Raw genomic sequence first — 13,343 nt, forward strand, 5'->3', positions numbered from 1 at the left:
CACCCGGGCACTGTCGGGCACACTCATCCACGCCACTCCGCTCCCACCGGCCCGCCCGTTCCCGGGAGGGCTCCGTTTCCCCTGGACGTCCGGGATTCGGAGCGGCTCGGGGCGCGGATTGGTCCGAACGTGGGCGCGGACCGGTCCGGACGTGGGCGGCGGGCGGGCGGCATCGGGCCGGGGTCTCACCCGGTGGTGAACACCAGCGAGGCGTTGTGGCCGCCGAAGCCGAAGGAGTTGGTCAGCGCCGCCGACAGCGCCACCGGCCGGGACCGGCCCGCGACGACGTCGAGCTTCACCTCCGGGTCGAGGCGGTCGAGGTTCACGGTGGCCGGGACGACCTGGTCGCGCAGCGCGAGGATCGCGGCGACGGCGCCGATCGCCCCGGCCGCGCCGAACAGGTGGCCGGTCATCGACTTGGTCGCGGTGACCACCGGGTGGGTGCCGACGGCCTCGGCGATCGAGCCAGCCTCGGTGAGGTCCCCCAGCTGGGTGGAGGTGGCGTGGGCGTGCACGTGCCCGATCTCGTGCGGGTCCAGGCCGGCCGAGGCGAGCGCCAGCCGGATCGCCCGGACCTGCCCCTCCTGCTGGGCGGCGGTGATGTGGTGCGCGTCGGAGCTGACGCCCGCCCCGGCCAGCACGGCGTGCACCCGGGCGCCGCGGGCGGCGGCGAAGCCGGCCCGCTCCAGGACCACCAGGGCGGCCCCCTCGCCGATGACGAAGCCCTCCCGGTCGGTGTCGAAGGGCCGGGAGGCCCGCAGCGGTTCGTCGTTGCGGGTGGAGTGCGCCCTGGCCTGGGCGAACCCGGCCAGCGGCAGCGGGTGGATGCAGGCCTCGGTGCCGCCCGCGACGACCACGTCGGCCCGGCCGAGCCGGATCAGGTCCAGCCCCATCGCGATCGCCTCGGCGCCGGAGGCGCAGGCACTGACCGGGGTGTGCGCCCCGCCCCGGGCACCCAGCTCGATGCTGACCCAGGCGGCGGGCCCGTTGGCCATCAGCATCGGGATGGTGTGCGGGGAGACCCGCCGCACACCGGAGGCCTCCAGGATGTCGTCCTGTCCGAGCATGCTCAGCGCGCCGCCGGTGGCAGTGCCGATCACCACCGCCAGCCGCTCGGGCTGGACCTCGGGCCGCCCCGCGTCGGCCCAGGCCTCGCGGGCGGCGACGATCGCGATCTGCTCGCACCGGTCCAGCCGGCGGGCCTGCACCCGGTCGAGCACCTCGGTCGGTTCGACCCGCAGCCGGGCCGCGATCCGCACCGGGAGGCCGCCCGCCCACTCCTCGTCGATCACGCCGATCCCGGACTCCCCGGCCAGCAGCCCCGCCCAGGTCGAAGCCACATCCCCGCCCAGCGGTGTCGTGGCGCCGAGTCCGGTCACCACCACGTCTGCCGCACGCACCGTCATCGAAGAACCCCCATGTCGTAGTCGCACACCCCCCGCACGGACACCCGGCGGAAGGCGATCAAGCTCCCGGCCACTCTGCCAGCTGACTTACGCTCCATCAGGAACGACGGCCGACGAAATCTGCGCGTACGAATCTGTAGGGTCCGGACAACTGCTGACAGACAGTCGATCACTGTGCGAGGCTGCTCCCCTGACCACCCGGCGGCGGGACACCCTCCACCGCCGGCAGCTCGGGGGGAGCAGCCATGGGGAGACGTACGGACCGGATACCGGGTCGGTCCACAGCGGTACGGCCCGTCCTCGCGCTGCTCGCCGCAGCGGCCCTGGCGCTCGCCGCGCTCGCGCTGCGGCCGGCGCCCGGGGGCTCGCCCTGGCTCGCGCGGGGCCCGCTCGCGCACGACAGCGGCGCCATCTGGCTGCTGGCTCTCGGCGGCGTGCTGGGCTGCGGCGCGCTCGCGGCCCGGCACCGGCGGGACGTCCTGGAGAACAGCGCCCCGACGCCGGCCGCCGAACGCCTCGCCGAGGTCGCCTCGTTCGCACTGCCGGCGGCGGCGCTCCTGGCACCGCTGATCCTGTTCCTGCTGCCCGCCCCGGCCCGCGTGGCTCCGCCGTCCACGCCGTCCGAAGGACCGCCGCCACCCCCGCCACCCCCGCCCTTCCCGCCGGGCGCGTCCTCGGACCCGATCCCCCTCGACGCGCAGCTGCTGCTGGCCGTGTTCGGCAGCGCCCTGGTGATCGCGGCGGTCGTCCTGCTCGTGGTGTCGCTGCACCGGTACGGGCTCCGCCTCCCACGGCGGCGCCGGCCGGCTGCGGCCGGGACGCGGCCGGTCACCGGCCGGGCGCTGGCCGAGGCCGTCGACTCGGCGCGCCGGGCGCTGCACGGGGAGGACGTCCGCGCGGCGGTGATCGCCTGCTACGCGGCGATGGAGTCCTCGCTCGCGGAGTCCGGCGTGGCCCGCCAGGCTTCGGACAGCCCGGCCGACCTGCTGCGCCGGGCGGACGCCGACGGGGTGCTGGCCGGCCCGCACCCGCAGGTGCTGGCCGCACTGTTCCGCGAGGCCCGCTACTCCAGCCACCCGATGGGCGCGGAGCAGCTGGGCCGGGCCCGCGCCGCGCTCGACGCGATCGCGTCGCAACTGGCGGGGCGCACCGGTCTGTCCGAGCGGGCCGCCCGGTGAACGGGCCCCGCTACGGCCTGCGTTCGGTGGCCGCGCTGGCCGCCGCCGCGGCCGCCGCCGAGACCGGGCTCGCCCTGGTCGGCGGGCTCGCCGCCGCCGCCGAGGGTGCCGCCGTGCTCGGCGCCCTCGCGGTGCTCGCCGCCCGCTACGTGACCGGCTTCGAGTCCCAGGACAGCGCGCACCGGGTCGCCTCCCGGCTGATCGAGGAGCGCCGGGCCGGCCTCGGCGACTGGGAGCGGGTGGTCGGGGACACCCTCGCGGGCGACGGCGACCGCGCGCAGCTGCTCTGCCCGCGCCTGCAGCGCCTGTACGCGGCCCGGCTGACGGAACGCCACGCGGTGTCGCTGTACGACCGGCCGGAGGCCGCGGCCGCGCTGGTCGGCCCCGAGGTCTGGCCGCTGATCGACCCCCGCCGCGCCGCAGGCCGTCCCGCTGGACGCGCTCCGCGCCGCCGTCCACCGCCTGGGCGAGCTCTGAGTTCCGCCCGCGAAACCCGCTCCGCGCACCACAACCACACCAGGCACCGAGGAGTCACCGTGACCAGCATCCAAGCCGCCGAGTCCGGCCTGTCCGTCGTGGGCAGCCGGCCCGTCGTCAGCGCGCTGACCCCGCGCCAGGCCGGCGAGCGCGCCCGGCAGGTCCTCGACGAGGTCGGGCGCGCGGTGGTCGGCAAGCCCGAGGCGCTCGAACTGGTGCTGCTCGGCGTGCTGGCCGGGGGCCACGTCCTGATCGAGGACCTGCCCGGCCTCGGCAAGACCCTGCTGGCCCGGTCCTTCGCCACCGCGCTGGGCCTGGACTTCCGGCGCATCCAGTTCACCCCCGACCTGCTGCCCTCCGACGTCTCCGGTGCGCCGTTCTACGACCAGCGCAGCGGTGAGATGGTCTTCCGTCCCGGGCCGCTCTTCACCCACCTGCTGCTGGCCGACGAGGTGAACCGGACGCCGCCCAAGACCCAGGCCGCGCTGCTGGAGGCGATGGCCGAGGCCCAGGTCTCGGTGGACGGCGTCACCCGGCGGCTGCCGGACCCGTTCGTGGTGATCGCGACGGCCAACCCGATCGAGTACGAGGGCACCTACAGCCTGCCCGAGGCCCAGCTCGACCGGTTCATGCTGCGGGTCCGGATGGGCTACCTCCCGGTGGCGCAGGAGTCCGCGATGCTGCGGGCCCGGCTGGACCGGGCCGCCCCCGAGGCCGTGCTGGACCGGCTCACCGACCCCGCCGAGGTGCTCGCGATGCGCGCCGCGCTGGAACTGGTCGAGGTGGACGACGACCTGGTCGACTACGTGGTCGCGCTGGTGGACGCGACCCGCTCGCACCCGCAGATCCAGGTCGGCGCCTCCCCGCGCGGCGGGCTGGCACTGATCCAGCTGGCCCGGGCCCGCGCGATGACGGACGGCCGCGACTACGTCGTCCCCGAGGACGTCAAGACGCTGGCCGTCCCGGCACTGGCCCACCGCGTCACGCTCCGGCCCGAGCTGTGGGTACGCCAGATCAACGCCGACGACGTGATCGCGGAGCTCATCGAATCGGTCGGGGCGCCGCAGACGGCCCCCGCCCGCCCGTGACGGCCGCCCGCCCGCACCGGGCCGCCGGGCGGGGCGCCGCCCGGCCCCCGGACACCGGCGCCGCTCCGGTCCCCACCCTCGTCCTGACCCGGCCGACCACTGCCCCGCCCACCGGCCGGCGGGCCACCGAGCGCGCCCTGCGGCTGCTGACGGTCGCGGCCGTCGCCGCCGCGGCCGCGCTGCTGACCGGCCACGCCTGGCTGCTGGCCTGCGCGGCCGGCCCGGTCGTACTGCTGGTGCTGGCGGCCGCCGGGCGTAGCCGGCCGACCCGGCCGGCCGCCGAGGCCGAGGTCGGCACGCGCCGCTGCTTCGAGGGTGACACCGTCGACGTCCGGATCGAGCTGGCCTTCGACGGCACGGCCGGCTGGATCGACCCGGCGGTCCGGCTCGGACCCGGCATGACCCTCGACTCCGCGACCGTGACCGGGCCGGTGGTGGAGCTGCGGCTCACCCCGCACCGCTGGGGCCACTGGCCGCTCGGCACCGTCGACGTCGACCTGTACGACCTCGGCGGGCTGACCCGGCGCACGGTGCGGGTCGAGCTGGGCGACGCCCAGGTCTTCCCCTCCCCCGCCCGGTCCACGCTCACGCCGATCCCGGTCCGGCTGCCGGAGCGGCTCGGCGAGCACACCGCCCGCCAGCGCGGCGAGGGCGCCGAGGTGACCGGCGTGCGTCCGCACGTCTGGGGCGAGCGGCAGCGGCGGATCCACTGGCCGTCCACCACCCGGCGCGGAACCGTCCAGATCAACGAGTTCGCGGCGGAGCGCGCCGCCGACACCGTCGTGGTGATCGACGCGCTCTGCGACTTCGCGGACCCGGTGGCCGGCACCTCCAGCCTCGACGAGACCCTGCGCGCCGCCGCCGGGATCGCCCGGGCGTACCTGCGCAGCCACGACCGGGTCGGGGTGGTGTCGATCGGCGGCACCACCCGCTGGCTGCGGCCCGGCACCGGCGCCGGGTACTTCTACCGCCTGGTGGAGAGCGTCCTGGAGGTCCGCCGGGACCTCGGCTACCAGGTCCCCGACATCGATCGCCTGCCCCGCCCGGCGCTCCCGCCGCACGCCCTGCTGTACGTGCTCACCCCGCTGACCGACCAGCGCGTGCTGGACCTGCTGCGCGAGCTGGCGGCACGCGGCAACCCGCTGGTGGTGGTCGAGGTCCCGACCGGCGACCCGCAGCCCCTGCGGCCCGGCGAGGCCGGTGAGCTGGCCCTGCGGCTGTGGCACGCGGACCGCGAGGCGATGCGCTTCGCACTGCGCAGCCGGGGCATCCCGGTCGTCCTGCTGGAGCCGGGCGAGGGCCTGGACCTGGCCCTCGCGCCCCTGCTGCGCAACCGAGTCCGGGGGAACGTCCGATGACCCGTCCGATCCCCGCGACCGGGGCCGCCCGCAGCCTCGCCGTCGCACTCGCGCTCGCGGCCGGCGCCTGCGTGGCCCTCGCCCACCCGCCCGGACCCGCCCTGCTGCTCCCGGCCGCCGCCGCGGCGGCGGCCTGGTGGGCGGGCCCGGTGGTGACGGGCCGCCCGGTGCGGGACTCCTGGCTCTGGTACGCGCAGCTGGCCCGGCACCGCAACACCGCCTTCGCGGCGGGCTGTGTCGCGCTGGCCGCCGCCGGCTCGCCGCCGCTCTGGCTGGCGGCCTGCGTGACGGCGCTGCTGCTCGGCTACCTGCTGCTGGCGGACGCGGTCGCGGCCGGCCCGGCGGGCGTCCGCCAGTGGCGCTCACGCCGGGTGCCCGCCGCCGCGTACGCCGCGAGCGCGCTGGTGCTGCTGGCCGCGTACGCGCCGGTGGGCGGGGTCGGCTGGGGCCGGATCGTCGCGGCGCTCGCGGTGGCGGGCTCGGCGGCGGTGGCGGGGCTGGCGCTCTGGTCGCGCGGGATCGACTCCCCCGGGCCCGGCGCCGGGGAAGAGTAGGCGCAGCCGTCGCTCCCGCCTTCCCCGCCGGGGCGGACCGCTCGGCGGGTGCGTACGCCGCCGGGGAAATATCGTGGCTCTCACGTAGCTGCGGCGGGAGAACCAGGTGTGCTGGAGTGCCGAGGCCGATCTCGTGGCGGGGGCGGTGGTCGCCGGGCTCGGGGTGTGGTGCCTGGCGCGGGTCCGCCGGCCCCGGGATCTGCCGCTGGCCGCCCTGCCGCTGGTGCTCGGCGCGCACCAGTTGGCCGAGGCCGCCGTCTGGTCGGGCGGGCCGGCCTCCTGGGCGCTGACCGCCTGGGCCGTGATCGCACTGCCGCTGCTGCCCGTGCTGGTGCCGCTGGGGGTGTGGTGCGCGCTCGGCCGGGGCGCCGGGTTCGCCGTGCTGGGCCTCGCCGTCGCGGTACCGCTCGCGGTCGCGGTGGCCGCCCGTCCCGTCACCGCCGAGACGCACGGCCACACGCTGCGCTACGGGGTCGGGATCCCGTACGCGCCGCTGCTGCTGGCCGGCTACCTGGTGGCCACGGTGGGCTCCCTGCTGGTCAGCGGCGACCGGCTGCTGCGGCTGCTGGGCGTTCTGGTCGGGGTGGGGGCCGTGGTCTGCGGCCTGCTCTACCAGCTGGCCTTCGCCTCCACCTGGTGCGCCCTCGCCGCGCTGGCCAGCCTGGTGCTGCTGCGCTGGACGGGACGGCCCGAGCCCACCGGCCGGACGCCCGGGCCCGGTCCGGCGGACCGGGCCTGAGCGTCTGCCGGAGGCCGCCTGCCGGGAGGCGGGCGCCGGTCACGCCGCCCCCGCTCACCGGCCCCCGGCCAAGGAGGGTCTCGGCGCTCAGCCGAGCTGGGGCCGTACCTGAGTGGCGATCAGCTCCAGGTGGTCCAGGTCGTCGAGGTCCAGGATCTGGAAGTAGATCCGGCTGCTGCCCGCCTCCCGGTAACGGGCGATCCGCTCGACCACCTCGGCCGGGGTGCCGGCCAGGCCGTTCGCCTTGAGCTCGTCGACCTCGCGGCCGATGGCGGCGGCCCGGCGCGCGACCTCGGCGTCGTCCCGGCCGACACAGGCGACCAGCGCGTTGGAGTAGACCAGGTCGTCCGCAGCGCGGCCGCGCTCCTCGGCGGCGGCCCGGACCCGGCCGATCTGCTCGACGGTCTGCTCGACCGAGACGAACGGCAGGTTGAACTCGTCGGCGTAGCGCGCCGCCAGCGCCGGGGTGCGCTTGGGCCCCATGCCGCCGATCAGCAGCGGGATCCGGCTCTGCACGGGCTTCGGCAGCGCCGGAGAGTCCGTCAGCCGGTAGTGCGCGCCCTCGAAGGAGAACGTCTCACCGGGCGCGGTCTCCCACAGCCCGGTGACGATCGCGAGCTGCTCCTCCAGCCGGTCGATCCGCCGGTCCGGGAAGGGGATGCCGTAGGCCGTGTGCTCCTTCTCGAACCACCCGGCGCCGAGGCCGAGTTCGACCCGGCCGCCGCTCATCGCGTCGACCTGCGCGACCTGGATGGCGAGCACCCCCGGGAGGCGGAAGGTACCGGCCGTCATCAGCGTGCCGAGCCGGATCCGCCGGGTCTCCCGGGCCAGGCCCGCGAGCGTGATCCAGGCGTCGGTGGGGCCGGGCAGCCCGTCGCCGTCGCCCATCCTCAGGTAGTGGTCGGAGCGGAAGAAGCCGTCGTAGTCGAGTTCCTCGGCGGCCTGGGCGACGCGCAGCAACGTGTCGTAGGAGGCACCCTGCTGGGGCTCGGTGAAGATACGGAAGTCCATACGAACCATCATGACCGGCGGGCGCCCGCCTCCCGCACGCCGGGGGCGCTGAGTTCACGGCGCCGGGCCGCCGAACCCGCGCGCCGGGGCGCCCGGCACGCGAACTGCGCGGGTGCGCCGACCGGTCGGACGATGCCCCCGGTCGGCGGATTCCGCCCCGACGACCCGTGTCCGGGACCGCCCGGGCACGGTTGAGCAAGAAGTGATCGACCCTGCGAATCCCAGTCGGCTGCCCGCCACCCGCACCCACTGGGCGCTGGTCCACCCCCTGCTCGCGGCGCTGTCCGAGGCCGGGGTGCCCATGCGGGCCGGCGACCTCGACCAGCTCCAGCAGGCCGCCGCCCTCGGCCCGGAGTTCGTGCACGCCGTCGCCCGCTGGATCCACGCCGCACACGCCACGGGCGGACCGGTGCCGGCGGCGGCACCCGGCACGGTCGCTCCCGCCCCGGCCCCTCCCGGGCCGGTCACCGCCGCCCCCGAGCACCGGCACCTGCGCCAGATCGGGCCCAGGCCGACCGCTCCGGCTCTTGCCGCCGGCCCCACCGAGCGGGGCCGGCAGGCCTCCTGACGGCCCAGTGGCGCATTCCGTGCGTAACCGACACGGCCCGCCCGGGGTTCACCCGGCATGACCGTCATCAATGAACCCCGCCGCCCGCTGGTGAACGACCGGACACCGGACCTCAACGGGCGGCAGGCCCCTCGCAGCCTCGCCACCCCGATCCGCCAGAGCGGCCAGGAACCCTCCCCGGGGCACCGGGCCGCCGCGCAGCTGCTCGGACTGCGCGAGATCGCCCTGCCGGCCGCCGTGATCGCGGCCGCCGACGCACTGCTGGACGACGCCCTCGCCAGCCACGACCCGGTCACCCGGGAGGCCGCCGCCGTCACCCGCAGCCGGCTGCGGGCGGCGCTCGGCCTCGTCCAGGCCCCGCAGTCGATGTGACCCGGCCGTCGACCGGCCGTCCGCGCGGGCGAGGACCGGGCGGTTCGTACGGGTGAACGCGCTGCGGGCGTCCGTCTGCCAGGGCCGGCAGGCGGATCCCCTAGCGGTGGCAGGAGGCCGCGACGATCAGCAGCAGGACGACGAGCCCCAGCGCCTCCGCGCATCCGTGGCCGCCGTTCGGGTTCTTCCGGTTGGCCTCCACGTGGCCGCCGGCGGGAATTCCGGGGTGGTGCTTGGCATAGTGCTCGATCTGATGCCGCTCGCCCTGGGACTGAGTGAGCCACGGCGTCTTGAAACCGCACTCACCGCACCAGTAGCGGAATGCCATGGCGACTCCTCACACCTCGTCAGAAGGGTTTCCGGGGGACGTTCGGCCTCGGCGCGCTCCTGCACGGATGAGCTGGTGCGGCTCTGCGGGCCCGCCGTACTCGGCCGGGCGGTCCCGCCGTTCTCGTTGCCGATCGGCCGCAGCGCCACCGGGGCTCGGCCGGCTGCGGGGTACACCGCCCTGCGTCGGCGTACCGGCCGGGCACCACCGATGCTGCTGTCCGCGCTGCTCGGGGGACAGGCCAGGGCACCGGCCATATATGACCGGTCGCCACGACAGGCACGGGTACGGGCCGTCAGCCCGGCAGGCCGCCGCACCGGCTACGGACCCGTGCGGGGCCCGGGGCCGACGACCGACCGTCGGCCTCCGTCGATCCGCGCCGCCGCACCGCCGCGCCCGGGCTCAACCGGACGGTGCGTCCGAGAGCCACACGCCCATCCACTGTTCGGCCTCCCACGCCACGAAAAGTTGCACCTCGGTGAACCCCAGCTTCGCCGCGAGGCGCATCGAACGGTCGTTGGCGGTCTGGGTGCAGAGCACCACCGGCCCGCCGGGGTACTCGTCGGCGAACCAGCCGAGGGCCGCCGCGCACGCCTCGGCGGCGTACCCGTACCCCCAGGCGTGCGGCAGGAACAGGTAGCCGAGCTCGGCCTCCCCGGCATACGGACGGACGGTCCCGCTCCCCCGACGCGCCGGGTCCCGCCGGTTGAGCTCGATGGTGCCGATCATCGTCCCGTCGAGCTCGACCACGAAGAGGCCGGGGCGCCGCCCGGGTACGTCGGGCACCGCGTGTTCGAGCTCGTCACGCGGTCGGGCACCACCGAGGTAGGTGTTCACCTCCGGCGATGCGAACAGCTCGATGACCGCCGCACGGTCCCGGGCCTCGGGCTCGCGCAGGACGAGCCGCTCGGTCCTGATCGGGGCAGGCGGCCAGGCGAAAGGCTGCGCTGTGACCTCGTCCGGCATGGAACGGCTCCTGGTCTCTCTCGGCCACACGGTCCGGCCTCGTACGGCCGTCGCGGGCGACGACTCCTGACGTCACCACACATCGGGACGCACTCCTACGAGTTCCCGGTTGCGCGCGTCCGGACGGGCCCGCCGCCACCCGTCCCTACCCCGGGCTCAGGCCCCCGCCCCCGGGCTCAGGCCTGGGGTTCCAGGCCGTAGCGGGCGACGTGCTCCGGGTTGCCCAGGTCGATGGTCCGGATGCCCTCGGCGGCCAGCCGCTCGTTGATCTCCTCCAGGTGCTGCTGGACGAGCTTCTTCTCGGCATCGGTGATGCGGCCCTTGTGGGGCTTGCCGGCGTGCTCAAGGTCGGAGTAGTTGACCCGCTCCCTGGTACCGGCCGCGGCCGCGGCCTGGCTCGGGGCGGTCCGGGCGACCCTGCGGGCACCGCGCAGCAGATCGGCCATCGGGGCCGCCGAGGCGAGTCCGTCGAACGCGGCGGCTTCCATCACGACCGTCTGCGGCTCGGCCGCGCCCGGGTGGTGCAGCTCGATCGTCACCAGGTCCAGCGCCACGTCCTGCACCCCGGTCAGCTCGCCTGCGAGCGCCTCGATCTCGACCGGACCGTCCTCCAGGTCAGGGTGCTGCCGGACCACGATGCGCACCAGGTCGCCCTCGTCGTCCGCGTGCTTCCCGGTCAGATCCGAGAACCGGATGATCTTCTGGCCCATGTCTCCCTCATCTCGCCGTGGTGATCAGCCGAGAGCCTACGCCCGCATCCCGCCACCCCCTGCCGCGCCGTGTTCGCCGACGCGCGGCAGGGCCTCCGGAGCTTCGGTGGCCGGCTGCGGCCCCTACAGCTGGCTCAGGATCGTCGGGTCCGTGATCTTCGTGTCGTCGGCCAGCATCATGGCCTTGCTGAGGATCACGGCCAGCAGGCGGTCCCCCTCGAACGGGAGGTAACCGGTCTGCGGGGCGGCCGGGCCGGCCTTCGGGACGATGCACAGGTACTGGTCGTTGGGCGTCATCAGGATGTTGCCCGAGCCGAGGTGGATCTTGTACGTGTGACGCTCGCCCTTCACGTGCAGGAAGCGGCCCTCGATGGTGCAGCGGTCGGCGATCGCCAGCCGGGGTACGAGCCGTTCCAGCGTCGCACGGCGGGTCTCGGCGCTCTGGTTGAGCTCCCCGAAGCCGTACGACGTCCAGTACTCCCGGAAGCGGCCCTCGGGCCCGCCGTCCTGCCAGGTCGGGTCGTTGCCGATGCTGGCCACGCCCACGAACAGGTCGACGTCGCGCAGGACTTCGGACAGCACGAGGGGCGGAACATCGGCGAGCGGGACGGACTCCACCGGGGCGGCACCGTCGCGCAGCCACATGTCGTACTCGCCACCGCTGCAGTGCGCCGAGTTCTCCGCGGCGTCGATCGGGTAGAAACGGACCTGGTCGGTGGTCAGGCGCAGGTAGCTGCCGGATTCGGTGGTGTCCTCGCCGTAGCCGTCGCCCTCCCCGTGGATCCAGTACTCGGCGCGCAGCCCCCACTGCGGCAGCTCGCGGGTGGCCGGCGGGGCCGTGTCGTCGACCATCAGCCGCAGCTTGTTGCGCCAGCCCCTGATCGCGGCAAGGGAGTTGAACTGGTGTTGGCGCAGGACGTGTGCGGCGTAGCGGTTGGAGTACGTTCCCGTCGCGCGCTCGGCGTCGGTCAGCAGGTACAGCTCCCGGTGGGCCTGCTTGAACGGCTGGGTGATCCCGTGCCGCTCCAGCCAGTCGCGGCAGGCCACGATCTCGGCGGGCTCGTGGCCCACCGGGTGCCAGAGCCGGACCTCGGCCCCTTCGGGCACCGGGTCGCCGGCGAGCGTGCGCAGTTCGCCGTCGGCGAATCCGACGGTCGTGCCGTCGACCGTCCACAGCAGACGGCGGGCCAGGGTGCCGACGAGGGGGTGGTCGAGGTACCGCTCGCGCCAGACGGCGTACGGCCAGGTGCGGTCGGCGAGGAACTGCCGGTCCAGGCGCTCGCTCTGGGCGGAGAGCATCTTGTCGATGTCCTTGACCGCCGCCTTCAGCTCCTTGAGCTCCTCGGCGTGGTCGCGCTTGACGGCGGCGGGCACGCTCTTGACCGCTTTACCGGCGGAGTTGCGCCAACCGAGCACCACCTTGGCGCCCTGGACCTCCAGCACTGCGGTGACATCGCCCAGTTGCTGCTCCGCGCGGCCGACCTCGGTCAGCCCGTAGGCGGGGACGGCGAGTTCCTCGATCTCCGCGCGGGACATGCCCAGCGCCTCGGCCCGGGTCCGCAGCGCGGTGTCGAGCAGCTTGAGCGTGCCCTTGTAGGTCACCCGGGTGGCCAGCCGGGCGAGTTCCGCGAGGGCGGGTCCGCCGTCGATGCGGGAGAGCGCGGTGACGGCGGCGTTGGCGACCTTGGGGCTCCGCGGGCCGATCCCGGCGACCTTCCTGAGTGACGTCTCGACCAGCGTGCCGAGGGCGCGGGCGGTGTCCGGGTGGGCGGGCAGCAGGGCGAGCACCCAGGTCACGCCGCGCAGCGCGTTGGCGTTGTAGGGGTCGTAACTGCTGTTGACGTCGGACTCGTACTCCCGGCGGTCCAGTTCGAAGGTGCGGCGGCCGACGAGCGTGAGCCAGGGCAGCAGGACGGCCCGGACGCGGTCGGCGCCGATGGGTTCGATCAGGGTGCGGGCCTGCTGCTCCCACTGGCGGGTGGGCTTGGCGGCGGTGGCGGTCGTCGCGTGCCGGAGCAGGGCCTGTTGGTCGGGGATGTCCCGGGTGTCCCGCATGGCTCGCTCGGCCCATTCCTCGCCGACGTTGAGAACGGGCTCGGTGAGCTTCGCGGCGAACACGGCGAGCGCCTTGTCGGGGTAGGCCGGGAGGGCCGAGCGCCGGAAGGCGGCCACGACCGCGGGCGCGAGGGAACGGCCGGCCGCGAGTTCGGCCTCGGCGAGGAGCTCGTGCCGCTCGCCGTACCACAGGGTGTGCCGTCGGCCGAGCTCGTCGAGCCTCTTCAGGCGCTCGGCCGAGAGCCGGTCACCGGGCAGGCCGCGCGCGATGACACCGATCAGGGTCAGGGCGTTGCCGCGGGCGGCCGGGCCCGCCTCGTCCGCGTGGTACTGCGTCACCAGGGCTTCGGCGAGCGCGGCGCGGCTCTCCGACGGCAGCGACCGCACCTCGTCGAGCACGCCGTCCCACGGCCTGACCCAGTGGCCCCTGTTGCCGGCCGCCAGCTTCAGCAGTTCGACGGCGAGTTCATCCGCCTCCCCTGCGGCGGCGCGCCGGCGGATCACCGACCTGATCCTCTGGACGTCCCCCATGA

At 75.3% G+C, this 13,343-nt stretch carries 13 protein-coding genes; 7 read left to right on the forward strand and 6 right to left on the reverse strand.

Features of this window, described 5'->3' with window-relative positions; genetic code table 11:
• Positions 1-185: 185 nt before the first annotated feature.
• A complete protein-coding gene (locus tag ABD330_RS25150) occupies positions 186-1,406 on the reverse strand; it encodes a beta-ketoacyl-[acyl-carrier-protein] synthase family protein (RefSeq protein WP_344468260.1) in 1,221 nt (406 codons plus the stop codon).
• Between the two features lie 245 nt (positions 1,407-1,651).
• Between ABD330_RS25150 and ABD330_RS25155 the strand changes: the two genes are divergently transcribed.
• The 5 genes from ABD330_RS25155 to ABD330_RS25175 all read left to right on the forward strand — a co-directional run bounded on the left by ABD330_RS25155 (position 1,652) and on the right by ABD330_RS25175 (position 6,800).
• The gene (locus tag ABD330_RS25155; RefSeq protein ID WP_344468261.1) at positions 1,652-2,584 is read left to right on the forward strand and encodes a DUF4129 domain-containing protein; all 933 of its coding nucleotides are present in this window, start codon (positions 1,652-1,654) and stop codon (positions 2,582-2,584) included.
• Between the two features lie 575 nt (positions 2,585-3,159).
• Positions 3,160-4,149 (forward strand): AAA family ATPase, encoded by a 990-nt coding sequence (locus ABD330_RS32540; RefSeq protein WP_425555632.1) that lies wholly within the window; start codon positions 3,160-3,162, stop codon positions 4,147-4,149.
• Complete coding sequence (locus ABD330_RS25165) at positions 4,146-5,507, forward strand: DUF58 domain-containing protein (RefSeq protein WP_344468263.1); 1,362 nt, start codon at positions 4,146-4,148, stop codon at positions 5,505-5,507. Before ABD330_RS32540 ends, ABD330_RS25165 begins: the two co-directional genes overlap by 4 nt.
• Positions 5,504-6,061 carry a hypothetical protein gene (locus ABD330_RS25170; RefSeq protein WP_344468264.1) on the forward strand — a complete coding sequence of 186 codons (558 nt, stop codon included), beginning with the start codon at positions 5,504-5,506 and terminating at the stop codon, positions 6,059-6,061. The genes ABD330_RS25165 and ABD330_RS25170 overlap by 4 nt, the downstream gene beginning before the upstream one ends.
• A gap of 106 nt (positions 6,062-6,167) precedes the next feature.
• Positions 6,168-6,800 (forward strand): DUF6629 family protein, encoded by a 633-nt coding sequence (locus ABD330_RS25175; RefSeq protein ID WP_344468265.1) that lies wholly within the window; start codon positions 6,168-6,170, stop codon positions 6,798-6,800.
• An 87-nt stretch (positions 6,801-6,887) separates the two neighbouring features.
• Here ABD330_RS25175 and ABD330_RS25180 read toward each other — a convergent pair whose 3' ends face one another.
• Positions 6,888-7,811 (reverse strand): LLM class F420-dependent oxidoreductase, encoded by a 924-nt coding sequence (locus ABD330_RS25180; protein ID WP_344468266.1) that lies wholly within the window; start codon positions 7,809-7,811, stop codon positions 6,888-6,890.
• 202 nt (positions 7,812-8,013) lie between these two features.
• On the opposite strand from ABD330_RS25180, the gene ABD330_RS25185 reads away from it, so the two are divergent.
• Complete coding sequence (locus ABD330_RS25185) at positions 8,014-8,379, forward strand: hypothetical protein (RefSeq protein ID WP_344468267.1); 366 nt, start codon at positions 8,014-8,016, stop codon at positions 8,377-8,379.
• Between the two features lie 57 nt (positions 8,380-8,436).
• Positions 8,437-8,751, forward strand: a complete 315-nt coding sequence (locus ABD330_RS25190) for a hypothetical protein (RefSeq protein ID WP_344468268.1) — start codon at positions 8,437-8,439, stop codon at positions 8,749-8,751.
• Positions 8,752-8,851: 100 nt separating this feature from the next.
• Here the strand turns inward: ABD330_RS25190 and ABD330_RS25195 are convergent, their stop codons facing one another.
• The 4 genes from ABD330_RS25195 to ABD330_RS25210 form a co-directional block, all read right to left on the reverse strand.
• Complete coding sequence (locus tag ABD330_RS25195) at positions 8,852-9,079, reverse strand: hypothetical protein (RefSeq protein WP_344468269.1); 228 nt, start codon at positions 9,077-9,079, stop codon at positions 8,852-8,854.
• A 402-nt stretch (positions 9,080-9,481) separates the two neighbouring features.
• A complete protein-coding gene (locus ABD330_RS25200) occupies positions 9,482-10,045 on the reverse strand; it encodes a GNAT family N-acetyltransferase (protein WP_344468270.1) in 564 nt (187 codons plus the stop codon).
• Between the two features lie 176 nt (positions 10,046-10,221).
• Entirely contained in the window at positions 10,222-10,755 is a 534-nt protein-coding gene (locus ABD330_RS25205; RefSeq protein ID WP_344468271.1) for a hypothetical protein, read from the reverse strand.
• Between the two features lie 123 nt (positions 10,756-10,878).
• Entirely contained in the window at positions 10,879-13,341 is a 2,463-nt protein-coding gene (locus tag ABD330_RS25210; protein ID WP_344468272.1) for a DUF4132 domain-containing protein, read from the reverse strand.
• Positions 13,342-13,343 lie beyond the last annotated feature (2 nt).

The sequence above is a fragment of the Kitasatospora kazusensis genome (genome assembly GCF_039529945.1).
Lineage (GTDB): Bacteria > Actinomycetota > Actinomycetes > Streptomycetales > Streptomycetaceae > Kitasatospora > Kitasatospora kazusensis.

Excerpts from the sequence above, each read along its gene's own strand:
- ABD330_RS25155 (WP_344468261.1), top strand. The coding sequence starts at position 1,652 with ATGGGGAGACGTACGGACCGGATACCGGGTCGGTCCACAGCGGTACGG.
- ABD330_RS25200 (WP_344468270.1), bottom strand. The coding sequence starts at position 10,045 with ATGCCGGACGAGGTCACAGCGCAGCCTTTCGCCTGGCCGCCTGCCCCG.
- ABD330_RS25205 (WP_344468271.1), bottom strand. The coding sequence starts at position 10,755 with ATGGGCCAGAAGATCATCCGGTTCTCGGATCTGACCGGGAAGCACGCG.
- ABD330_RS25210 (WP_344468272.1), bottom strand. The coding sequence starts at position 13,341 with ATGGGGGACGTCCAGAGGATCAGGTCGGTGATCCGCCGGCGCGCCGCC.
- ABD330_RS25170 (WP_344468264.1), top strand. The coding sequence starts at position 5,504 with ATGACCCGTCCGATCCCCGCGACCGGGGCCGCCCGCAGCCTCGCCGTC.
- ABD330_RS25195 (WP_344468269.1), bottom strand. The coding sequence starts at position 9,079 with ATGGCATTCCGCTACTGGTGCGGTGAGTGCGGTTTCAAGACGCCGTGG.
- ABD330_RS25190 (WP_344468268.1), top strand. The coding sequence starts at position 8,437 with ATGACCGTCATCAATGAACCCCGCCGCCCGCTGGTGAACGACCGGACA.
- ABD330_RS25150 (WP_344468260.1), bottom strand. The coding sequence starts at position 1,406 with ATGACGGTGCGTGCGGCAGACGTGGTGGTGACCGGACTCGGCGCCACG.
- ABD330_RS25180 (WP_344468266.1), bottom strand. The coding sequence starts at position 7,811 with ATGGACTTCCGTATCTTCACCGAGCCCCAGCAGGGTGCCTCCTACGAC.